This is a genomic window from Moritella sp. 24, assembly GCF_018219155.1.
Classification (GTDB): Bacteria; Pseudomonadota; Gammaproteobacteria; order Enterobacterales; family Moritellaceae; genus Moritella.
Genome location: NZ_CP056123.1, coordinates 2,434,358 through 2,458,280 on the forward strand (window position 1 = coordinate 2,434,358; position 23,923 = coordinate 2,458,280).

Here is a 23,923-nt window from a genome sequence, read left to right on the forward strand (position 1 = left end):
CGCGCAGTTTAGCAGAAGTCTTACAAGATTGCAGATAAACTCGATAAAGCAATGATTTTAGAGATTAGAGGGCTACCAGTGGGTATAAAAAAACCAACCGCATCAACGATTGGCTTCAATTCTAAGAAAGATAGATATTAGAATTTATACGACGCTGAAACATAGAATGCTTCAAGTGTATAATCATTTGTAACACTCGCACCTGGACCAACAAATTCAATAGCGAAGAAATCAACTTCATAACCAACGCGAACGGCAAGGCCCTTTAATTGTACCGGAGCGTACTCAAGACCAAGGCCATAACGTACAGCAGCACTACTATCATCTTGCAGAGTTTGCACTGACTCATCTAAATCCAGCGCAGAAACACCAATAATACCAAATGGACGTAGGCCATTTTCAAAGCTATAACCAAGATTAGCGCTTAACGAAAATGCCGTTGGCGAAATACTATAAGAACCTGATTTTAGTTCACTGTATTTAGTATATTGCCCTTCTAATGCAAATACTTTACTGAACTGATAACCGGCTAATATTTTAACTGTTTGGCCATCATCTTCGAATAGAGAAGTACTTGCATCATCACTACTCTCAAATTTTGTGTTACCAAGACCAGCACCAACATAAAAACCTTTATATTGCGGCGTTAAATCTTGATCAAGATCTTGTTGTACATTTGCATGAGCAGCAGAGGTTGCTAAAAGTAGCGCAGCCAAGCCTATTGTTGTTTTCATTATTAGTTCCTTATTATTATAAATTATACTTCCATTCATAGTGATAACACTAATAAACATTAAGGCACACTTGTTTTCTCATTTTTGTATACCACCTATTAATTGGTAGCGACATACTTGACCAAGATCGCATTTGTAAATTCAAAAACGTGACGTAAAGCGGGATTGTATATGAGTAAGTGCACAACCTTTTTTCGTGTATTATTTTAAGCCTATGAATTAATAAGTAATTTAAATAATAAGGAACAAGATTAAAACAGCTATTACATTTAGAACTTATAAGCTACAGACGCATAAAATGAGCCTAATGCGAACTCTTCAATTTCTGTATAGCCATAACTGTAACCACTGCTATCACTGCTATAGGTATATTCAATACCAAAAATATCAATTTCATAACCTACACGCGCACTAAAACCACTAAGCACTGCTGGTGCATATTCAAGTCCAAAACCATAACGCAGACCAACACCTTTATCTTCTAGACCAGAGTCATACTGCTTATTTAAATCAATCGCAGAAAAACCAGCAACACCAAATGGGCGTAAGCCATTACTAAACGTGTAACCAAGATTAGCAGTCAAAGAGACAGCCGTTGGTTCCCAACCATAGCCATTTATCTCTCCGTATTTTGTATACTGCCCTTCCAATGCAAATATGCGGCTAAACTGATAACCCGCTATAAATTTAATCATATTATCATCCGAATCGACAGTCGGGCCATTATAATCAAGGTGCTCAAATTCTGTAGCTCCAGCACCAACACCGAAATACAAACCTTTCACTTTTTGATCTGATGTAGCCGAGACCGACGCTGACGGTTGTTTAGCTTCAGTATTATCAGTGGTCATAATCTTTGCTTGAACCGTCGACGTAGTGAGCAGCAGAACTATCATTCCAATTGTTTTTTTCATAATTATTCCCTTAATTATTATAGTGTTATAGCTTGTATTTATGGCGCTAGTTATAACATAGTCACTTTAGCTGATCCTAACTAAGCTAAGCTAGATCACCCTTTATCATGAGTAAATGGTACTAATGACTTAGAGTTTTGACTCTACAACCTCATTATCGTTAAAGGAAAAACAAAAACGCCCCCTACATTCGTGACGAATACGTAGGGGGCGTTTATCAATGACTCTAATCAAATCACAAAATAATTATGCTTTAGCTGTTTTACCAACTGATACAGTAGAATTTCCAGTCTCTTCACTTAGTGCTGGGGCTGTTTTTGCGTGCGTTAAATATAACGGAATACACGTAAATAGCAGGCCACCAACTAGGTTACCTAACAACGTTGGGATAAGGTTCCAATTTAACCAAGTAGCAATACCTACATCTGCGCCTAATAACATACCTAGTGGGAATAAAAACATGTTCACAACAGCATGTTCAAATACTAATGAGAAGAAAATGAAGATAGGTAACCACATTGCTGCAATTTTACCAGCCACTGTACGAGCGGTCATATTACCAATAACACCTAAGCAAACCATTAGGTTACAAAGAATACCTTTCACAAACACAGTGATCCAACCATCAAAACCATGTTCAGCATAACCCACTGTACGAGCCATCGTTGCACCAATGAATTTTTGTCCTACCGCACCCGCTTCAACACTGAAGTTAGTCGTAAATACAAGGGCGATAAGGAAGGCTACGATCAGAGAACCGATAAGGTTACCTAGACCAATCAAGCCCCAGCAACGTAGAATTCGATTCCAACTAATACCTTTACGGTTATCAAATTTAGCCAATGGTGCAAGTCCAAAAACACCAGTTAAGAGGTCATAACCCATTAAACTTAGAATACAAAAACCGACAGGGAAAACCAACGCACCAACAAGACCAATCCCTGTTTGAGTGATAGCAGTTAACGCAACCACGACAGCTAAAGAAAGGATAATACCAGCCATAGTGCCACGTAAAATAAGGTCTCTAGTCCCTGTTCGCACTTTAGCTTCACCAACATCAATCATAGTCTGAACGAATTCAGCGGGTTTTAAAGCAGACATATAAGATCTCCAAAAGATTTAAAAATTGTAAGTTAAAAGTAAAATTGTATAGGAAAAGGTTCTAACCTTTGGGTGGCTAGAACCCTTGAACTATAAAATTTTATCGCTATTAACGCCGTAGAACTTAAGCATTAATCTCAACAACTTCTTTGTTCACTCGCACTTTATATGTAGCGAGTGAGACAATATCATTTTCTAAACACTGACCAGTTGATAAGTTAAATCGTTGTTTTTTAAGCGGACTTGCCACCCATAGTTGTTCATCATGCTCACAAATAAGACCGCGAGACAGTACATTTGATTTCGCAAACGGGTCCATATTATCGATAGCGAATAACTCTTCATTGTCACGTGGACGGAAGATAGCAACTTGCTTACCATTAACCAGCGCGCAAACGCCTGTGTTTGGGGTGATGTCGTTTAGCTGACAAACATTAATCCATTTACTCATGCGTGCTCTCCCACTGTGATTGCGTATGTGTCTTTTTCTGCGATAGTTGCTGGACGATGCTGGTCACGTGCAGTAACAAAGCGTACGTTCTTGTCTTGCTCATCGCTGTTAATGAAGTGAGCAAAACGTTTTTGCTGCTCTTCACTTTCAACCACTTCAGACCATTCACATTGATAATCAGCAATCAGTTTATTGATGTCTGTTTCAAGTTGCTCATTGATACCGAGTTTATTGTTAACAACAACATCACGTAAGTAATCAACACCACCGTCTAGGTTATCCATCCATACCGAAGTACGTTGTAACTTGTCTGCTGTTCGTACGTAGAACATGAGGAAACGGTCGATATACTGTAGTAATGTTGCTTCATCTAAGTCTGATGCAAGTAGGTCTGCGTGACGCGGGTTCATACCGCCGTTACCACACACATACATGTTCCAGCCTGCGTCAGTTGCGATAATACCTAAATCTTTGCCCTGTGCTTCTGCGCATTCACGTGTACAACCTGACACACCAAATTTCATTTTGTGCGGTGTACGAATGCCTTTATAGCGATTTTCAAGTAACACACCTAAACCAACACTGTCTTGCACACCAAAGCGACACCAGGTGCTACCCACACAAGTTTTAGCCATACGTAGTGCTTTAGCATATGCTTGGCCAGTCTCATAACCACCAGCAATTAGCTTCTTCCAAATTGTTGGTAAGTCACCTTTATGAGCACCGAACAAACCAATACGCTGTGCGCCAGTGATCTTGGTATAAAGGTTGTATTCAGCAGCAACATCAGCCAAAACCGATAATGCTTGTGGTGTTACTTCACCACCCGCCATACGAGGAATAACAGAGTAAGTACCGTCTTTTTGCATGTTACCTAAGAAGTTATCATTGGTATCTTGCAGGCCAACATTGTCACGACTCAGTACATGGTCACCCCAGCAAGACGCTAAGATAGAACCAACCGTCGGTTTACACACTTCACAACCGTAACCTTTACCGTATTTAGTCAGCAGTTCGTCAAACGTCTTAATGCCTTCAATACGAATAAGATGGAATAGCTCTTGGCGAGAATATTCAAAGTGGCCACACAAATGGTTTTTCACTTCAATTCCCGATTTAGCCAGTTCTGAATTCAATACTTGCGTGATAAGTGGTAAACAACCACCACAACCTGTACCCGCTTTCGTTACTGCTTTGATTTCGCCCATTGTGGTATGGCCATCAGCAACTGCAGCAGCGATCTTGCCTTTAGTTACATCAAAACAAGAACACAATACCGCAGACTCAGGTAATGAATCTGCGCCCATTGCAGGTTTATCACCACCCGCATGGGCAGGTAAAATCAAGCTATCTGGATGTTCAGGTAAATCCATGTCATTTAATTTAAGTTGTAACAGGCTGCCGTAATCCGATGTATCACCGATTAATACTGCACCGAGTAGCTTTTTACCGTCTTCTGAAACAATAATACGCTTGTATACTTCTTCTGTTTCATCAAGATAAACAAAGCTCTTACAACCTGGTGTACGACCATTTGCATCACCGATACTGCCCACTTTCACACCAAGCAATTTCAGCTTAGCACTCATGTCAGCACCTTCGAATGCGTTGTCATTACCTAATAAATGGTCAACAGCTACCTGCGCCATTTTGTAACCCGGTGCAACTAAACCAAAGAATTGTTCATTCCAAGATGCACATTCACCAATTGCGTAAACATCACTATCGCTAGTAATACAATGGTCACTGATCGTGATACCACCGCGGCGACCCGTTGCTAAACCTGATTGATGTGCGAGTTTATCTTGCGGACGAATACCCGTAGAGAAAACAATGAAATCAACTTCAAGCGATGTGCCATCAGCAAACATCATGGTATTACGTGCAGTTTCACCTTCGGCAACAATCTCTAAGGTGTTTTTACTGGTGTGAACTTGCACACCTAGTTTTTCAATTTTCTTGCGTAGCTGCTCACCGCCCTCACGGTCTAACTGCTCTGCCATTAATACTGGCGAGAACTCAATCACATGTGTTTCTACACCTAACGCTTTTAATGCGCCAGCGGCTTCAAGTCCTAATAAACCACCACCGATAACAACACCGCTTTTACTGCGTTTTGCTGTCGCTTCAATGGTTTTTAAATCTTCAATAGTACGATAAACAAAACAGTCCTTGCTCTCGTTACCTTTAATTGGCGGTACCCAAGGTTTTGACCCTGTCGCCATGATTAACTTGTCGTATTTAATTTCACGACCAGAGTTTGAATAAATGATTTTTTGCGAGCGGTTAATATTAATAGCACGCTCACCAATCAATACGTTGATGTTGTGCTTATCGTAAAAACCTTCTTTTACGAGTGATAATTCATCCGCAGTATGGTGTGAGAAATAAGAAGAGAGGTGGACACGATCGTAGGCTACACGGGGTTCTTCACAAAAAACAGTTACATCAAAATTTTCGATTTCAGCTTTTTCTACTAAGTCTTCAATGTAACGGTGGCCAACCATACCGTTACCAATAATAACCAGTCTGACTTTGCTCATAATTATTCCTATATATTTATTATGTAGGTATTTTGAGGTATTACTTAGGAGTTAATCATGATGCAGATCAATTTAGCTAACGAGGTAACGTGAAGTAGATCAAAAGTGTGAAGTAAAACGTAATTTTATAACGAATTATGGCATCTTTCTGCGATAACAAGCCGACATGATGCCACTTATGTAATTTAAAAACAACAAAACACACAATAAAAATACTCACAAATAGGTATTTGCGAGTATTCTGTTATTTAATTACACTTTTTATTTTAACGATTTTTGTTTTAAAAATTGTAGTTTTAAAAAAAGTAGTTTTAAAAAATGAGCCAAGCTAGCCTTTATCTAGCCCTTATAGTAAATAGCCCTCAGCATATCAACATCGACACTATCCAGCTGCGCTGGTTTTAAGTATTGTTGTGCATATGACTGGTATATGCCTTTTGTTAAAAACAGATCAAATACATCATGATCAAGATGCTCATCTTTCACCATAAAGGCCATAATCTTTAATGCTTGGCTTAGCTTTTTAGCATCTTTGTACGGACGATCAGAAGCCGTTAGTGCTTCAAAAATATCTGCGACAGCAATCATACGACCACCAACAGGGATCTCGTCACCTTTTAACTTTAACGGATAACCTTCACCATTCATTTTTTCATGGTGACTACCCGCAATTAAAGGCACATTTTTTAAATACTCCGGATACATAATCTGATCGAGCATAATGTATGTTTGCACAATGTGATCATTAATATGGTAACGCTCTTCTTCTGTTAGCGTCCCCGCCTTCACCATGAGGTTATGAATCTCACCACGATTAAAACGATGATCGGGTTGTAATATTTTAAAATCACGTTTGCTGTGTTTATTCTGCTTTTGTTTCTCTTCCCATGCACATAAATGTTCACACTTGTCCGCTAATACATTTTCAATAACGGGAAGCTGTGCCTGACTACACGATTTTTGTGCTAAAGCCTGCTGAGAAATACCAATATCATCCGGCAATGTTCTTAGCCAGGTACGTTGAGCGATCTCTGCTAAGCGCTGCTGTTTTTCTGGTGCTAAAAATTCACTACCTGGGTTACAACTTGCTATAAAGGCAAACTCTTTATCTAATTCAACTTTGAGGTTGTCACAAACCAACTGCGCTTGAGTCGCATCCATGCCCTTCGCTATTGACTGCCAGTAATCAATCTCTGCATCTCGTTTTAGCACTTCATAGCGCATACGGATCTCGTGTATACGATCATAAATGGTTTCGAGCTTCGTCGCCTTATCCATGATGTAGTCTGGTGTTGTTACTTTTCCGCAATCGTGTAACCAGGCTGCAACAAGCAGTTCTTCCCAGCTTTTTGATGTTAAAGAAAAGTCAGCAAACCTCTCAGTATCTGATTCAGCAGCTGTCGCTATCAATTTAGTAATTTCCGGTACTCGCTGACAATGCCCCCCCGTGTAAGGAGATTTCGTATCTAATGCAGTCGCAGTCATCATGACAAAAGAATGGAACAGTTCTTGTTGCTCCTGCTCTTTTTCTAAGTGCTCCAATACAATTTCGTTAAAGCCAATAAAGTTTCGAACCAAACGAATACGATCGTAAACAGTTTTATCCATTTTTCCTTCAAAGCCAATAACTAGAACACCTATGTTTTCTTCTTTTCGATTCATTAAAGGAATAATAAAGCCGTTCTTACACGAACCACCAGAAAAAATGATCTTGCCATCTTGCTCAGACAGCTTGTGCACATGTTTATCAAATACATCGTTATTATGACGAGCAAACGATTGTAATTCGAATTCAGGAATAACCCCTGAATTTGCGGCAAGACGAAATTCTTGTCTATTTGATCTATTGTTAATAAACAGCTGGCAACTGCTCGCAGATAGAATAACTTCCGCTTGATCTACAATCGATGCAGATAATTCTTCAGGTTTAGAAGAGCGTGCAACATGGTAAAGGTTATTGAAAAAGTCGACGAGAACGCTTTCCATCAGCATCATGGTTTCATTGAGCTGATCAATCTCTGCAATATTTGATGGCTTGTATTCTTTACGACGATATTTAAACGTTTGTATATTAACCAAAGACTTATTTAAATAGATCAGTGGCTTCGCAATACGTCTTGTCGACAAAATACTAACCACAAAAAAGAAGAATGTTAAAAAGAGCATATTCTTAACGTTAAAGTGCGATTTTAAATAAGTCGATGTCGCCAAGAAATCTTGTTCTTTTAATAGATTCACAAGATAGAGTACATGCTTGTCACCAACGCTGATCGGTGTAATTAACAATCGAGAAAGCTGGCCATTATAAGTAATAGATTGCATCGCTGTTTCAAATGGTGCCAGATTCTCTAAATCAACCAAAGCGTTAACAACTTCGCTATCACCTTTATCTAATGAATACGCTTTATTCATACCAAAATTACTTGCAATGACACCTTTCTCAGGCGTTAATAAAAAGGTCTTTGCCTGCTCAGAATAAGCCATATCATGAGTCACACGTGATAACGATTTATAATCAAAATCGGCCGCGACAACACTGCTTTCATCGTATGTACGACGCGAGAATGTAATGCCTAAATGCTGAGATGGGAAAAATAAATACGGCTTTGAAACGGAAATATGGCCATCCGCTTTTGGCTCTTTAAACCAAGAACGTTTCCTAGGGTCGTAATTATCATTATCGTAATACTCCGATATGAGCACCTGTAAATCACGATCTAAAAATACGCGGCGTTGCAGTCCGCCCACCTGATTAAAGTTAACCTTAAATATCGCATTTGCGGGTAGTGTCGTTTCGGCTTTACGCGTATCCTCTGTTATCCGATAAATGAAAACAGACTTCCCAGCTTGATTTGCCGTATATAAAGAGGTGATGTAAGGATTTTTAATGAGTGTTGTAGCAATTGGCGCTAACCATCCAAAATCAGTCTCATCATTCCCAATTAAGTCTGCGACAACAAGCATATCGAGCGATGTGATCGCAGGGCTTGAAATAAGGTTTATTTGCCCTTTTAAATTGCTGGTATATTTTTTGACATATTCATTTGTAAAGTTCGATTTTTCAGACTCCACATGGCTTAACTCTGCCACGATCGTCGTCAAACTGAAAATACTAAACAATAGAATGAATATACCTGAGAGGTACGTTCGAAAAGAAATTGGTTTCATTGGTTACACTACAAATCCATAAAGTATTTTATGAATTTATAATATAACTAAAACAATAAACAACGAACCAAATACAAAATACTTGTGAGGATTATTCTTATTTATAAGTGTACTTGCTCTATTATTAGCCTAACTGGGCGTCAAAAAAACACCTACTTTTTCTAAGCCTTTAGGGTTATAAATAAATATCTCTTAACGACTCAACATCCACATGATCGATCTGCTCTGCAGTTAAGAAATGATCCGCATACTCTTGGTAAATGCCTTTCGTTAAAAACAAATCAAATACATTGCCATCAAGGTGTTCATCTTTCACCATAAACGCCATAATCTTTAATGAATGACTTAATGTTTTTGCTGCTTTATAAGGTCGATCATTAGCGGTCAGTGCTTCAAATACATCTGCCACTGCTATCATACGACCACCAATAGGAATCTCTTCACCTTTAAGTTGTAATGGATAGCCTTGACCATTCATTTTCTCATGGTGGCTACCGGCAATTAACGGCACATTTTTAAGATGTTCAGGATACGGTAATTGATCAAGCATTAAATATGTCTGAACAATATGATCATTAATGTTGTAGCGTTCTTCTGGTGTTAGTGTGCCACTTTTAACCATTAAGTTATGTAACTCGCCACGATTATAACGGTATTCAGGCTGCACCATTTTAAAATCACGTTTACTATTTGCTTGTAGTTGCTTCTTCTCTTCCCAAACAAATAAGTGCTCAGGTTTGTCCGCAAGGATCTTCTCTGTCACTGGCAGTGATTGCTTGTTCAAGCTCTTTTTAAGTTGTTCTTGTTGTGACACACCAATATCATCTGGCAGTGTTCTAAGCCACGTTCGTTCACCTATTTCAGCTAAACGTTGCTGCTTTTCTGGATCGAGAAATTCACTGCCCGGATTACAACTTGCTATAAATTCGAATTCTTTATCTAGCTCATCCTTCAAGTCGTCACATATTTTCAACGCTTGAGCTTCATCCATACCTGTCGCAATCGACTGCCAATATGTCACTTCAGCATCACGTTTTAATACTTCATAACGCATGCGTATTTCATGGATACGATCATAAATCGTTTCTAACTTCGTTGCCTTGTCCATGACATAGTCTGGCGTCGTTACTTTACCGCAATCATGTAACCATGCAGCAACAAGAAGCTCTTCCCAACTTTTTGATGTCAGTGAAAAATCTGCAAACTTATCGGTATCTTCTTCTGCCGCTTTCGCTAGCATTTTTGTAATTTTAGGCACTCGCTGGCAATGTCCGCCCGTATAAGGCGATTTAATATCAACCGCTGTTGCCGTCATTTCGACAAAGGAATGGAAAAGCGCACGCTGTTCATCAACTTTCTCTAAATGCTCTAATACAATTTCATTAAAACCAATAAACTCACGCACAAACCGCAATCGGTTACGCGTATCGTCGGTAATATCCTGCGTAAAACCAATTAATAACGCGCCAGTATTATCATTGTTACGGTTAAATAACGGGATAATGTAACCAGAATGACACTGTAAATCAGTAAAAATGTGATTCGCTTCATTGGTCGTTAATTCGTAAATCGATTGGCGAAACGCATTGGGGTTATGGTCGTATAAAGATTGCAGGTTAAATTCTGGTGTATCACCCGACTTCGCAGATAATTTAAATTCACCTCGACTGTCTGGTGAACTAGTAAATAGCTGACAATCATCCGCCGATAAGATCTCTTTTACTTGCGTTACAATGGATTCAGATAGCTCTTCAGGTCGAGAAGTTCGCGCCACATTACGTAAATTATGGAAGAAATCGAGCAGTACATTCTCCATTAATCCCATGGCTTTATTCAACTTATCAATTTCTTGAATATGCGATGCTTGATAATTTTTGCGCTGAAAATGAAAACGTTGAATATTTTCAATCGAGTTAGTGAGATACGTTAATGGACTCGCTATTCGACGTGCTATAAATAGCACAATCAAAAATGAAATAATCACTGAAAATATAGAAATAATGATGAGATCATTACGTAATGTTGATGAGGTGGCAAACAAGTCATCATGAGAGACAAAATTAACAACACGCAGCATACTATCATCTGCAAGTGTTAAGGGCGTAATCATGAGTTCCCAAGTCTTACCTTTCCAAGTCACTGTCTTAGCTGTTAACTGAGATTTGCTTTCAGCTTCAAACTCTTTGATTAATTGATCAAACGCTAAGTCTTTAGCTGAAAAAAGATTTTCTCCTATCATTAAGGAAAATAGCTGATTACTGCCAATTATCTGTGACTGGTTATTTAATAAGAAGATATTAGAATTAGATGAAAACTCAAAATATTGCACTAATTTGGTCAGTTTACTTAAGGTTAAATCAACCCCGATGATTGCATCACCATTGCGTGTTTTTCGTGAAAAAGTAATCCCATCCTGAACAGGATTAGAAAAGTTATAAGGCCCTGTCATGAAAATCTGATTAGCATCATCAACATCTTGATACCAAGCTCGCTCACGCGGGTCATAATCACTTTCAATGTTTTTTTCAGACATCAAATTCATGTCAACGTCGTAGAATTGGATTCGTTGAGAGCCCACTTTATAATAACGAACCATCAATCGAGCATCGCTCGGAGCAGACAAGGTTTTCTTTATTTTGTCGTCATACAAAGGTTGGAAAAGAAAAGCAGTACCATCTTCTTTACCAAAGTACATGGAGTCTAAATATTGATTTTTTTCCAGAATGGCCGTCATTGCATTAAGCCAAGCGGGATCGGGTTTACCGATATCACGACTCGTAAACTGCCCCATTGCCAGTGTATTTAATAAACTACTTAAGGGACCAGTTACTTTTTCGATTTTGACCGTCAACTCTTTCGCGTAATTGGTCACGATGTCTTTCGATAGGGATGTTGAAATATCTTGTGAATGTTGCAGACTCACATAAATTAATGCGGCACTAAGTAAAGATATTATTGAAATAAAAATACTTGCTATATACAACCTAAATGACATCGACTTAATTACCAAACCTTCCCTCGTTGATCCACTAAACTCGCGCGTATGATAATTGTTCATAGCGATGAAAGATATTAAATTAGGCCATTAAGCCGAATAAATATACTTTTTATACGGCTCTTTATAGAGTAATAATATTGTTTTGTAATCAATATTATTAACCGTTAATACCGTGACCACAAACTACATTTAAGAATTTAAAATGCGCTTTATCGCACAAATATCAACCTTATCAATTTGTGTACTCTCTAAATATGCATCTGCATATTCTTGATAAATACCTTTAGTAATAAACAATTCGAACAAGTCTGCATCTAAGTGTTCGTCTTTAACCATATCCGCCATAATCAATAATGATTCGCTTAATTTTTTAGCCTTCTTATATGGTCGATCTGCCGCTGTTAAGGCTTCGAATATGTCTGCAATGGCGATCATGCGACCACCAAGTGGTATTTGCTCACCTTTTAATTTTAACGGATAACCATTACCATTCATTTTTTCATGGTGCGAGCCAGCAATTAACGGGACATTTTTTAAATGCTCAGGATACGGTAATTGGTCAAGCATTAAATACGTTTGAATAATATGATCGTTTACATTATAGCGTTCTTCAGCTGTTAGCGTGCCGCTTGCTATCCGTAAATTATGTAATTCGCCACGATTATATTGGTATGTAGGCTGCTCGATTTTAAAATCACGTTTAGTGTTAGCTTTGATTTTTTTACTTTCTTGCCAATTAATTAAATGTGTCTGCTTATCAGCAAGTACATGTTCGGTGACCGGCAACACTTGTCGCTCTTTTCCCTTTTTGCTCTGCTCTTGTTGAGAGATACCAATATTGTCAGGCAATGTTCTTGACCATGTTCTATTCGCGATACTGTCTAAACGCTTAAGCGCATCCGATTCTAAATATTCATTACCAATATTACATTTTGAAATGAAATTGAACTCATCTTCAAGCTCTGCTTTTTGTGTATCACAAACACGTTTTGCTTCATCTTTATCTTGGCCTTGTGCAACGGCTTTCCAATAAGTAATGTCTGCATCTCGCTTAAGCACTTCGTAACGCATTCTCACTTCATTAATACGATCATAGACTGTTTCTAGTTTAGTCGCCTTGTCCATTACATAATCTGGCGTTGTCACTTTACCGCAATCATGTAACCACGCCGCAATAAGCAACTCTTCCCAACCCTGCTCTGTTAACGAAAAGTCCTTAAATGCAGTGGTATCTTGTTCTGCCGCTTCCGCTATCATTTTTGTTATCTGAGGTACTCGCTGACAATGAACGCCTGTGTAAGGTGATTTAATATCAACAGAGGTCGCGGTCATTTCAACAAACGAATGAAATAGCGCCTGCTGCTCATGCTCCTGTTCGAGCTGTTCAAGTACAATTTCATTAAAGCCTAAGAATTCACGCACAAAATGTATTCTATTACGGGAATAGGTTTTAATTTCCTTTTCAAAGCCAACTAATAACGCGCCTATATGCACATCAAAACGATTCATCAATGGAATAATGAAACCCGCTTTACAACGTGTGCCTTTAAATAATATTTTACTCTCACTGCGCGTTAGCTCGTGAACATGCTGAGTAAAGATGCTCCGGTTATTATCATAAAGTGTTTGTAGATTAAAGTTCTCGTCAACTTCAGAACTGGCCGATAGCATAAAGGAATCGCGATTTGTTGAAGAGTTAACAAATAACTGGCACGAATCACTCGCCAGAATATCCTTAACCTGCGTTACAATAGAAGCTGAAAGTTGATCAGACTCTGATGTTCGCGCTACATCACTGAGATTTTGGAAAAAGTCGACTAATGCGTTTTCCATCAAGCTCATTGCTTCGTTTAACTTATTGACATCACTGATATGTGATTTTCGATAATCCTTACGCTTAAAACTAAAGCGTTGAATGTTCTCAACCGACTTATTTAAATAGACTAACGGCTTCGCAATTTTTTCTGTCATCGCTAAAATGATAAGAAAAGAAATCATCACTGTAATAATAGATATTGTAATCAATTCATTACGTAATAGTGAAGAGCCGTATAAGAGATCTTCATAAGCAACAAAGTTAACCAAGTACAACACGTCTTTACTGCTTATTTTTAGCGGTGTCACGACAAGTTCCCAATTTTGATCCTGCCAAAATATGGTATCAAATAGTGTTTGTTCAATTTTGATATCACTGAAGTTTGGTAAAAACACGTCTATTTCCAGCTCTTTAGCGGTGAATAATTTCTCACCATTAATCAACGCCAGATCTTGATTACTTGAAATAATACGTTTTGATTCAGTCAGTAACAAAACTTTTGAATGGTCAGAATAGCCCAGTTTATTAATCAGCAGAGTTAAAGAGTCAAGCGTGAAATCAACCGCGATCACACCTTGTTTATTCCTTAACATTCTTGAAAATGTAATCCCAATTTTACGTGAGAAATAAAAGGCATAAGGTTCAGTCATGTGAATATTCATATCTTCAGTGGCATTTTTATACCAAGGACGCGCACGAGGATCGTAGTAATCACTATGCAAACGTTTTGAACCAATACGCTTCATTTTATTATCAAAGAATAGATACTGTTGCTGGCCGTTATTTTTGTTTATTTCTAACATAATAGCGGTTGTTTCTGGGGCAAAATAACGCTTTCTTTCACTACTGTCAGTCATTGCGCGGATAAAGTAAGAGTTACCATTCGTGGCACCAAAATAAAACGACGCAATATGGTTATTTTTAGCTAACAGCATATCCATCAGTTGGAGCCATTCTACTGACTGCTCATTAAATTCAGCCTCGCTAAAACCTGCATTGGCCAGAGTGTTGAGCATCGTAATAAGTGGTATGGATAGTTCATCTAATTCGACTTTAAGTTCATTAGAGTAATTTTTGACAATGTCTTTGGATAAAGACACAGAAACGGCTTGGGAGTGTTGCACGCTAACATAAATAAGCACAGCGCTAAGGATCGATGCAATAGAGAGAAAGATACCAGAAATATACCAGCGAAACGAAACTGAACGCATGCCTTTATCAACCCATAACTAAAAATATTAATTTATATACGCTACAGGATAACCCTTAAACCCTCTTCGTCATACGCGCTTATTAAAATAACACCAAGATATAAACATAATTATAAATAGATACGTATACATATAATAAAATCGAGTATGCAGTTAATTTTTTATATTCGTTTAACCTTCAGATCAAATAATAACCAATAAAATATTAAAGATTAAGAGAAATTACAAGCTTTTGATTCTTATATCTTAACTCATCTGTCCAGAAAAATATTATTACTAATTGGTTAGATTTTGATTAGAATATATCGAAATAGCAGATTACTTATAAGAAACGACACTTAGTTACGAATGAAAGCGATAAAAGTTGATCTATATCACGTTAGGTATGATTGTAACTTTTAATCAGGTCTAATATTTATAATAATACCCCCATATAGTTACTCACTTAGATAGATAAACTTAATTTAAACGAGTGAACGAAACATAGCGGTAACAATTAGTGCTATGACATATAACAAGGAAGATAACATGTTAAAAAAGCGTTTTTTTAAAACAAAAGCTGAGGCCGATGTTACTTTTGAATTCGCCTGTGATGCCAGCACAGCATTATTAAGCAGTGATACAGTCGAGTTATTTGCAGATTTTAATCATTGGCAAGCTATCCCAATGAAGTTCATCAAAAAAGACAACGTCTTCCGCACTAAAGTTCGTTTACCAGAAAACCAACAATTTCATTTCCGTTACTTAATTAACAGTAACGAATGGCAAAACGATCACAAAGCCGATTTATATTTACCTAATACCTACGGTACTGAAAATAGCGTTGTATCAACGCTACGTAGTGCATAAATAGCTAACAATACGTTTAATCCAGGATGGATCATGAGTGATATTTCGACTACCCCCACAGTAACTGCTCGTCTTGAAGCGCGCTTTAGTCATCAAATTAATGAACTAAACCAAGGTAAGCTCTATGACCCTTTTGCTTTTTTAGGCGCACATCAAGTTACAGATAATGAATATGAACTACGCGCGTTCATCCCCGGTGCTCAGCAAGTTTTTTATCAAGATAGAAATCAACAACTACGTTATCAACGTGTTGGCACGAGCGATTTATTCGTCCTTACCTTAGCGAAAAAACGATACAAACCGGATTATGAATTAGCAATCGCCTATCCGTATTCAACAGTAGTCGAACAAGACCCTTACAAATTCAGCTCAACCCTTGATCAAGATGCTATTTACTTGTTTAACGAAGGTACGTTAGAGCAAGCACAACGCCACTTAGGCGCACATTGGACAATGACAGATAATGTTGAAGGTGTGCGATTTACAGTGTGGGCACCCAATGCAAAGTCAGTCAGTTTAATCGGTAATTTTAACCATTGGAATCCAACGCGCCACCCTATGCGTAAACATCTTGGTGCTGGTATTTGGGAAATATTCATTGCCGATATTGCAGACAGTAATACCGACAACAATTACAAATTTAGCATTGTGACAGAAAGTGGTGAACGCTTAGAAAAAGCAGACCCATTTGCGTCATCGATGCAGTTACCACCTCAAACAGCATCTTGTGTACCGACTAAAGCGACATCCGCAACGTGGCAACAATCACCTGCAAAAGCATGGGCCGAACGTGCAGAACGTAATGCCGTCGATGCACCGATTAGTATCTACGAGATCCATGCGGGTTCTTGGAAACGTGACGAAAATAATCAGTTCTTAAGTTACCAAGCTTTGTCTGAGCAGCTTGTTCCTTATGTCAAAGAACTTGGCTTTACGCATATTCAATTGATGCCAATCAGTGAATTTCCATTTGATGGTTCTTGGGGTTATCAACCTGTTGGTTTATTTGCACCGACAAGCCGCTTTGGTAGTTTAGCTGATTTCCAATTTTTCGTTGATGCCTGTCACGACGCAAATATTGGTTTATTAATTGACTGGGTACCGGGACACTTCCCCGCTGATGCGCATGGTTTAGCACAGTTTGATGGTTCACACCTTTTTGAACACGCAGACAAACGCCAAGGTTTCCATCCCGATTGGAATACCCACATCTTTAATTATGATCGTGCTGAAGTACAAAGTTTCTTAATTTCAAATGCACTAGCGTGGTTTGATAACTTTGCCATCGATGGGCTACGTGTTGATGCCGTTGCATCTATGCTGTACCTCGATTACAGCCGCAAAGAAGGTGAATGGATACCAAATGAATACGGTGGCCGTGAAAATCTAGGCGCCATTGAATTACTAAAACAAGTAAATCAACGTTGCTACAAAAAACACCCAGGTATCATGATGGTTGCTGAAGAATCAACAGCATGGCCAGGTGTGACAGATTTCACCGACCAAGGTGGTCTGGGTTTTGGTTACAAATGGAATATGGGTTGGATGAATGACAGCCTAGAGTACATGAGCTGCGACCCGCTTTATCGCCAACATCATCATCACGAAATGACATTTTCATTAGCCTATGCATTTAGTGAAAACTTTATCTTACCGCTAAGTCATGACGAAGTAGTTCATGGTAAAGGTTCCCTACTCGCTAAAATGCCGGGTGATGATTGGCAGAAGTTTGCTAACTTACGCGCATATTATGGCTTTATGTGGGCACATCCAGGTAAAAAGCTCCTATTTATGGGCTGTGAGTTTGGTCAACGTGCCGAATGGAATCATAACCAATCATTAGATTGGCATTTACTCGAGCAACCAGAGCATCAAGGTGTTCAATCTCTCATAAAAGCATTAAACAACAGCTACTGTCATCAAAGTGCCTTGTTTGAATTAGACACTGATCATCAAGGATTTGATTGGATTGACGCAAGTAATGCCGAACAGTCTGTGTTTAGTTTTTTACGTTACAACAAAGCAAAAGATGAACATGTGGTTGTGGTATCGAATATGACGCCTGCATGTCAGTCAAGTTACCGTATCGGAGTGCCAAGTAAAGGTGTGTACGACGTGATCGTTAATACCGATGACACTGCGTTTGGTGGTAGCGGTTTCGCTAACAACACGGCCTACCGCGCTGAAGCAATAGAATGGCAAGGGTTCGCACACAGTATTTGTATCGAACTACCACCATTAGCGACCTTGTACTTGATACCTAGCAGTAAATAGTAATTACATGAGGCGGTGTAATCGACACACGTTCGATTACATCGTCTCTAAAACAGCCCAAATGTCATAATAAAGGACGTAATATGTCATTAAAGAAACAAAAATCTAAGACAAACAAAGTTTGTAAGTTAGAGACAAATAATGGGCCAGTGGTGAATGCCAATACCTTGCCTGAAGACTTAAAACGTCACTTTCATTACACTCTTGGTCGTGATGAAGTTGGTGAATCACCACAGTATTTATACCATGCGCTTGCATTAACTATTCGTGATCGTTTAATGGAAAAATCACGCGCGACAAAGAAGCAGCAACAAGCACAACCAACCCGCCGCGCCGCTTACCTGTCATTAGAATTTTTGATGGGCCGTGCGTTAGGTAACGCAGTATTAAATCTAGATTTAGAAGAAAGTGTCCGTAAAGGCCTTAATCATTACAGCAGCGAATTAGAAAGTATCGCTGATGCAGAACACGATGCAGGTTTAGGTAACGGTGGTCTAGGCCGTTTAGCTGCCTGTTTCCTTGATAGTTGTGCAAGTTTATCTCTGCCTGTCACAGGCTATGGCATCCGTTATGAATACGGCATGTTTAATCAAAGCATTGAAGATGGTCATCAAATCGAACATCCTGATAATTGGCTACGTGATGGTCACCCTTGGGAAGTTGCAGCACCAGAACATAACCGTCGAATTCAATTCTTTGGTCATGTAGAAACATATCAAGACAAAGAAGGTCGTACACATCACCAATGGGTCGGTACTGAAGATGTACTTGCTGTGCCGTATGATGTGCCTGTTCCGGGTTATCAAAATGGTATCGTGAATACACTACGCCTATGGAAATCCGCGGCAACAGATGAATTTGACCTTGGTGAATTCAACGCTGGTAGTTATACCGAAGCTGTTGCACGTAAAAACCTAGCTGAACAAATCACCATGGTACTTTACCCGAACGACGCAAGTGAAAACGGTAAAGAACTACGTTTACGTCAGCAATACTTCCTAACGTCTGCCAGCTTGCAAGACATTATTGCTGAATGGGTAAAAGTGCACGGTAGCGACTTTACCGATTTTGCTAAGTTCCATGTATTCCAGCTTAACGATACGCACCCAAGTGTGGCCGTTGCTGAGCTAATGCGTTTATTACTGGATGAGCATGATTTAGATTGGGACGCTGCATGGCAGATCACGACCTCAACAATGGCTTATACCAACCATACATTATTGCCTGAAGCATTAGAAAAATGGTCAGTACGTTTATTCTCACACTTACTGCCGCGCATACTTGAAATCATTTTTGAAATTAACGCCCGATTCTTAACGCAAGTTGCTTGTCAGTGGCCTGGCGATACCGATAAACAGCGTGCACTATCGATTATTGAAGAAGGTGATGATCCGCAAGTGCGCATGGCGTATCTTGCTATTGTTGGTAGCTTCTCAGTAAATGGTGTTGCAGCATTGCATACGCAATTATTAAGTGAAGGTTTGTTCAATGACTTCTATCAGTTGTCACCAAACAAATTCAACAACAAAACCAATGGTGTTACACCTCGTCGTTGGTTAGCGCATTGTAATCCCAAATTAAGCGAACTGATTAGCGACAAGATTGGTAATGACTGGACTCGCGACCTAAGCGAAATCAGTAAACTGCGTCGTTATTACGACAACAGCAAGTTCCATGCAAAATGGCAAGACGTTAAGCAACACAACAAACAACAACTTGCTGATTTAGTAAAAGAAGCATGTGGTGTTGAATTTGATACCAACATGATGTTTGACGTACAAGTTAAACGTATGCACGAATACAAACGTCAACTGCTTAACATCTTACATGTTATCCACCTTTATGACCGCATTCGTCGTGGTGATACAGAAGGCATGACGCCACGCTGTGTATTAATTGGTGGTAAAGCCGCGCCGGGTTATTTCATTGCTAAGTTAACGATTAAATTAATCAATAACGTGGCTGCAACGATCAACGCCGACCCGCTAGCACAACCTTGGTTACGTGTTGCCTTTTTACCGAACTACAACGTAACGGCAATGGAAACTATCTGTGCAGCAACAGACTTGTCAGAACAAATTTCAACGGCAGGTAAAGAAGCGTCTGGTACAGGTAACATGAAGTTCATGATGAACGGTGCAGCGACTATCGGTACGTTAGATGGTGCAAACATTGAAATTCGTGATGCTGTTGGTGCAGATAACTTCTTCTTATTTGGTGCTCGCAGCGAACAAGTAGCCGATATCCGCGCTCACTATGACCCTGCACACATCATTGCCAATGACAGCAACCTAAATAGCGTGATGGAATTACTGAATAGCGGGCATTTTAACTTGTTCGAAAGTGGCTTATTCCAACCGTTAATCGACTCTATTTTAAATCCGCATGATCAATGGTTAGTCGCCCATGATTTTGCAAGCTACTGTGAAGCACAACAATCTGCCGCTCTTGCTTATCAAGATAAGGAAGCATGGACAAGATTGAGCATTCTAAACACTGCTGCCAGTGGCACGTTCTCAAGTGACCGAACTATCAATGAATATAACCAAGACATTTGGCACCTAACACCACTTAACGCTTGATTATAAATATCTGATAAAAAAGTAGATAAACCATTTATGTAATCCCTTGATTTGAAACTTCATCTCAAGGGAAATAGTTGAACCAAATTAGACAAAAGCTTATGGAGAAGTAATATGTCACAAAGTACACATCGCTACATTAGTAACTTAACAAAAGATACTTATGCTTTAATTCTTGCTGGCGGCAGAGGTAGCCGTTTACATGAATTAACAGATTGGCGTGCAAAACCAGCGGTATTTTTCGGTGGTAAATTCCGCATTATTGATTTCCCTTTATCTAATTGCATTAACTCAGGGATCCGTCGTGTTGGTATTGCAACGCAGTACAAATCACACTCATTAATCCGTCACGTAAACCGTGGTTGGGGACACTTCAAGAAAGAATTGTCTGAGTCTGTAGAGATTTTACCGGCATCACAGCGTTACGGTAACGACTGGTATTCAGGTACAGCGGATGCAGTATTCCAAAACATGGATATTATTCGCGCAGAAAATCCGAAATACGTGATGATCCTATCTGGTGATCACGTGTATCGTATGGATTACGGCGATCTACTTGCTAAACATTTAGAAAACGGCGCAGACATGACTGTATGCTGCATCGAAGTTCCGACAGAAGAAGCGGCTGGCCAATTTGGTGTAATGACTGTTGATACTGACAATCGTGTTAAGCGTTTTGATGAAAAACCAGCACAACCAAATGAGATCCCTGGTAAACCAGGTCAGTGTTTAGCATCAATGGGGAACTATGTATTCAATACTGAATTCCTATTTGAGCAACTAGAAAAAGATGCGACACGTTTAACATCAGACCGTGATTTTGGTAATGACATCATTCCATCAATCATTGAAGATCATCAAGTATTCGCTTTCCCATTCAGCGACCCTGATAGCGGTAAACAACCGTACTGGCGCGATGTAGGTACACTGGATTCATTCTGGGAAGCGAACATGGAACTGGTTACACCAGAACCTCAACTTGATCTTTATGATTCAAGCTGGCCGATTTGGACATACCAAGAGCAACTACCACCAGCAAAATTCATTTTTGATAATGATGAACGCCGCGGTATGGCTGTTGATTCAACGGTATCTGGTGGTTGTATTATCTCTGGTTCAACAATCCGTAAATCTCTGTTGTTCTCTAACGTGCATGTTCATTCATACACGACGGTTGAAGAATCAGTGATCTTACCGGGTGCAGATATTGGTGAAAACTGTCAGTTACGTCGTACTATTATCGACAGTAAATGCGTCTTACCTGCTGGTTTAGTTGTTGGTCACGATAAAGAGCAAGATATCGCAAATGGCTTCCGTGTATCACCAAAAGGGATCACACTGGTTACGTCAGATATGTTGAAAAAAATGGCAGAAAAACAAGCTAAAGCTGCATTAGAAAAAGCAGATACGCCAACGCCAGAGCTTGTTTAAATCATCACTCTCTCAGTGATCATTAGATAAGTTATAACCGATAAGCAATAAGTCACTTAACTAAGTGACTTATTGCTATTTTTGTTTTATAACAATAGACACGTTAACCCACGATTATATTTCAATAACACAACGTTAATCTTCTGCTTTTAAGGACAATTTATTCATGCACGTTTTAATGATAGCCGCCGAAAATGATGCGATACCAGGTGCTAAAGTTGGTGGCGTTGCTGACGTCGTTCGTGATTTACCACAAGCTTTACCAAACCATGACGTAAGTGTTGATGTTGTTATTCCCGATTATGGCCACTACGCAGACAAATTTGAGTCACGTGAGATTGCAACCGTAAACGTACAGTTCGCCGGTAAATCAGAAAGCATCACCCTGTTTGAGCTTTATTTCCCTGAAACATCGAACCAAGTACGCCAATTTGTATTACAACATCCATTATTCGGTAAAATGGGCAGTGTTTACAGCCATGACGAAGGTAATAGACCCTTTGCGACTGACGCAACCAAATATGCATTATTTAACCTCGCCGTTTGCCAGTTACTTGCAGAATCGAAGTTAACGACACCGGATGTATTACACTTACACGATTGGCACAGTGCTGCAGTAGCCGTGTTATGTCAGTATGCGCCAGAATATAAAGCGCTTTCAGAAATTCACTCTGTTTACACGGTTCACAACATTGCATTGCAAGGGATCCGCCCTTTTTATGATGACGAATCAAGTTTACGTCATTGGTTCCCAACGCTTAACTTTGATCAAAGCGCGATTTGTGATCCTCGTTATACCCATTGCTATAACCCTATGCGTGCAGGCATCAACTTATGTAATAAAGTGCATGTTGTATCGCCAACGTATGCAGAAGAAGTATTGCATGCCAGTGATGCTGAGAACGGCTTCTTTGGTGGTGAAGGTTTAGAGCAAGATCTTGCGAGAGCGAAACAAGAAAACCGTTTAGTTGGTATTTTAAATGGCTGTGAGTACGCTGAAACAACAGCGAAGAAAAGCAATAAAAAACCAGCATTAAGTACATTCTTAGCGCCAGCACAGAAACAAGTAAAGCGTTGGTTAGCACAATCAGAATCACTTAAAACAGTACACTACCTTGCTAACGAGCAAATTAATGAGTGGAATAGCCAAGCACCTTTCACTGATTTTCTTGTGACAAGTATTGGCCGTTTAACCGATCAAAAAGCATTATTATTACGCCAACCTTATCAAGGTAAAACAGTATTGTCTGTGTTACTTGATGACCTTGCGCGTGTGAATGGTCGCATGATTATTCTGGGTTCTGGCGATTCTCGCATTGAATTTGAGTTCATGCAGTTAATGGCAAGTCATGACAATTTCTTATTCTTGAATGGTTATGGCCAAGCGCTATCAGACCAAATGTATCAACATGGCGACCTGTTCTTAATGCCAAGTTCATTTGAGCCTTGTGGTATCAGCCAAATGCTCGCAATGCGTGACGGACAACCTTGCCTTGTGCATGCGGTTGGTGGTTTAAAAGATACTGTTCAACATTTAGAAAATGGCTTTAGCTTTAACGGTTCATCACTGCAAGAGCAAAGTGATAACTTAATCAATGCTTTTAACGATGCGATTAAGCTTCACGCAAACAAACCTAAAACATGGGCTAAGATTGCAAGTAATGCAAAAGCAGCACGTTTTAGCTGGCAAGAAAGCACGAAGCATTATCTAGAACTGCTTTATAAGCACTAAATAGAACAAGTAATTTCACACGAATATAGTGAAACATAATAAAAACCATCCTGCTCTGCTCGGTGGTTTTTTAGTTTATAGAAACATTAATAAAGTGCTTCTATTTTTAAATGTTGGCA

The 23,923-nt window shown here is 39.3% G+C and carries 13 protein-coding genes; 5 read left to right on the forward strand and 8 right to left on the reverse strand.

All coding sequences use genetic code 11. The annotated features are described in order from the left end of the window. Positions 1-137: 137 nt before the first annotated feature. The 8 genes from HWV00_RS10920 to HWV00_RS10955 all read right to left on the reverse strand — a co-directional run bounded on the left by HWV00_RS10920 (position 138) and on the right by HWV00_RS10955 (position 14,936). Positions 138-734: a porin family protein gene (locus HWV00_RS10920; RefSeq protein WP_211681113.1), complete on the reverse strand. Its 597-nt coding sequence runs from the start codon at positions 732-734 to the stop codon at positions 138-140. A gap of 269 nt (positions 735-1,003) precedes the next feature. Continuing rightward, a complete protein-coding gene (locus HWV00_RS10925) occupies positions 1,004-1,648 on the reverse strand; it encodes an outer membrane beta-barrel protein (RefSeq protein ID WP_255554493.1) in 645 nt (214 codons plus the stop codon). A gap of 246 nt (positions 1,649-1,894) precedes the next feature. Beyond that, positions 1,895-2,749, reverse strand: a complete 855-nt coding sequence (locus HWV00_RS10930) for a formate/nitrite transporter family protein (RefSeq protein WP_211681115.1) — start codon at positions 2,747-2,749, stop codon at positions 1,895-1,897. Positions 2,750-2,873: 124 nt separating this feature from the next. After that, on the reverse strand, positions 2,874-3,200 hold the full coding sequence (nirD, locus tag HWV00_RS10935) for a nitrite reductase small subunit NirD (RefSeq protein ID WP_211681118.1): 327 nt from the start codon (positions 3,198-3,200) through the stop codon (positions 2,874-2,876). Further along, a complete protein-coding gene (gene nirB, locus HWV00_RS10940; RefSeq protein WP_211681120.1) occupies positions 3,197-5,743 on the reverse strand; it encodes a nitrite reductase large subunit NirB in 2,547 nt (848 codons plus the stop codon). The genes nirD and nirB overlap by 4 nt, the downstream gene beginning before the upstream one ends. A 339-nt stretch (positions 5,744-6,082) precedes the next feature. Next, positions 6,083-8,911 carry an HD domain-containing phosphohydrolase gene (locus tag HWV00_RS10945; protein WP_211681122.1) on the reverse strand — a complete coding sequence of 943 codons (2,829 nt, stop codon included), beginning with the start codon at positions 8,909-8,911 and terminating at the stop codon, positions 6,083-6,085. A 175-nt stretch (positions 8,912-9,086) separates the two neighbouring features. Next, the gene (locus HWV00_RS10950) at positions 9,087-11,906 is read right to left on the reverse strand and encodes an HD domain-containing phosphohydrolase (RefSeq protein ID WP_211681124.1); all 2,820 of its coding nucleotides are present in this window, start codon (positions 11,904-11,906) and stop codon (positions 9,087-9,089) included. A 192-nt stretch (positions 11,907-12,098) separates the two neighbouring features. Beyond that, positions 12,099-14,936 carry an HD domain-containing phosphohydrolase gene (locus tag HWV00_RS10955; RefSeq protein WP_211681126.1) on the reverse strand — a complete coding sequence of 946 codons (2,838 nt, stop codon included), beginning with the start codon at positions 14,934-14,936 and terminating at the stop codon, positions 12,099-12,101. Between the two features lie 528 nt (positions 14,937-15,464). Here HWV00_RS10955 and HWV00_RS10960 point away from each other — a divergent pair. The 5 genes from HWV00_RS10960 (at position 15,465) to HWV00_RS10980 (ending at position 23,804) form a co-directional block, all read left to right on the forward strand. Continuing rightward, a complete protein-coding gene (locus HWV00_RS10960) occupies positions 15,465-15,785 on the forward strand; it encodes an isoamylase early set domain-containing protein (RefSeq protein ID WP_211681128.1) in 321 nt (106 codons plus the stop codon). 33 nt (positions 15,786-15,818) lie between these two features. Continuing rightward, positions 15,819-18,059, forward strand: a complete 2,241-nt coding sequence (gene glgB, locus HWV00_RS10965) for a 1,4-alpha-glucan branching protein GlgB (RefSeq protein WP_211681130.1) — start codon at positions 15,819-15,821, stop codon at positions 18,057-18,059. Between the two features lie 83 nt (positions 18,060-18,142). Beyond that, a complete protein-coding gene (locus HWV00_RS10970; protein ID WP_211681132.1) occupies positions 18,143-20,641 on the forward strand; it encodes a glycogen/starch/alpha-glucan phosphorylase in 2,499 nt (832 codons plus the stop codon). 114 nt (positions 20,642-20,755) lie between these two features. Continuing rightward, positions 20,756-22,072, forward strand: a complete 1,317-nt coding sequence (gene glgC / locus HWV00_RS10975; protein WP_211681134.1) for a glucose-1-phosphate adenylyltransferase — start codon at positions 20,756-20,758, stop codon at positions 22,070-22,072. Positions 22,073-22,238: 166 nt separating this feature from the next. Further along, positions 22,239-23,804 (forward strand): glycogen synthase, encoded by a 1,566-nt coding sequence (locus tag HWV00_RS10980; RefSeq protein ID WP_211681136.1) that lies wholly within the window; start codon positions 22,239-22,241, stop codon positions 23,802-23,804. The last annotated feature ends 119 nt before the right edge of the window (positions 23,805-23,923 follow it).

What these genes read in the sequence shown, in the direction of transcription:
- HWV00_RS10920 (WP_211681113.1), bottom strand. Translation starts at nt 734, where the DNA reads ATGAAAACAACAATAGGCTTGGCTGCGCTACTTTTAGCAACCTCTGCT.
- HWV00_RS10925 (WP_255554493.1), bottom strand. Translation starts at nt 1,648, where the DNA reads ATGAAAAAAACAATTGGAATGATAGTTCTGCTGCTCACTACGTCGACG.
- HWV00_RS10930 (WP_211681115.1), bottom strand. Translation starts at nt 2,749, where the DNA reads ATGTCTGCTTTAAAACCCGCTGAATTCGTTCAGACTATGATTGATGTT.
- nirD (WP_211681118.1), bottom strand. Translation starts at nt 3,200, where the DNA reads ATGAGTAAATGGATTAATGTTTGTCAGCTAAACGACATCACCCCAAAC.
- nirB (WP_211681120.1), bottom strand. Translation starts at nt 5,743, where the DNA reads ATGAGCAAAGTCAGACTGGTTATTATTGGTAACGGTATGGTTGGCCAC.
- HWV00_RS10945 (WP_211681122.1), bottom strand. Translation starts at nt 8,911, where the DNA reads ATGAAACCAATTTCTTTTCGAACGTACCTCTCAGGTATATTCATTCTA.
- HWV00_RS10950 (WP_211681124.1), bottom strand. Translation starts at nt 11,906, where the DNA reads ATGTCATTTAGGTTGTATATAGCAAGTATTTTTATTTCAATAATATCT.
- HWV00_RS10955 (WP_211681126.1), bottom strand. Translation starts at nt 14,936, where the DNA reads ATGCGTTCAGTTTCGTTTCGCTGGTATATTTCTGGTATCTTTCTCTCT.
- HWV00_RS10960 (WP_211681128.1), top strand. Translation starts at nt 15,465, where the DNA reads ATGTTAAAAAAGCGTTTTTTTAAAACAAAAGCTGAGGCCGATGTTACT.
- glgB (WP_211681130.1), top strand. Translation starts at nt 15,819, where the DNA reads ATGAGTGATATTTCGACTACCCCCACAGTAACTGCTCGTCTTGAAGCG.
- HWV00_RS10970 (WP_211681132.1), top strand. Translation starts at nt 18,143, where the DNA reads ATGTCATTAAAGAAACAAAAATCTAAGACAAACAAAGTTTGTAAGTTA.
- glgC (WP_211681134.1), top strand. Translation starts at nt 20,756, where the DNA reads ATGTCACAAAGTACACATCGCTACATTAGTAACTTAACAAAAGATACT.
- HWV00_RS10980 (WP_211681136.1), top strand. Translation starts at nt 22,239, where the DNA reads ATGCACGTTTTAATGATAGCCGCCGAAAATGATGCGATACCAGGTGCT.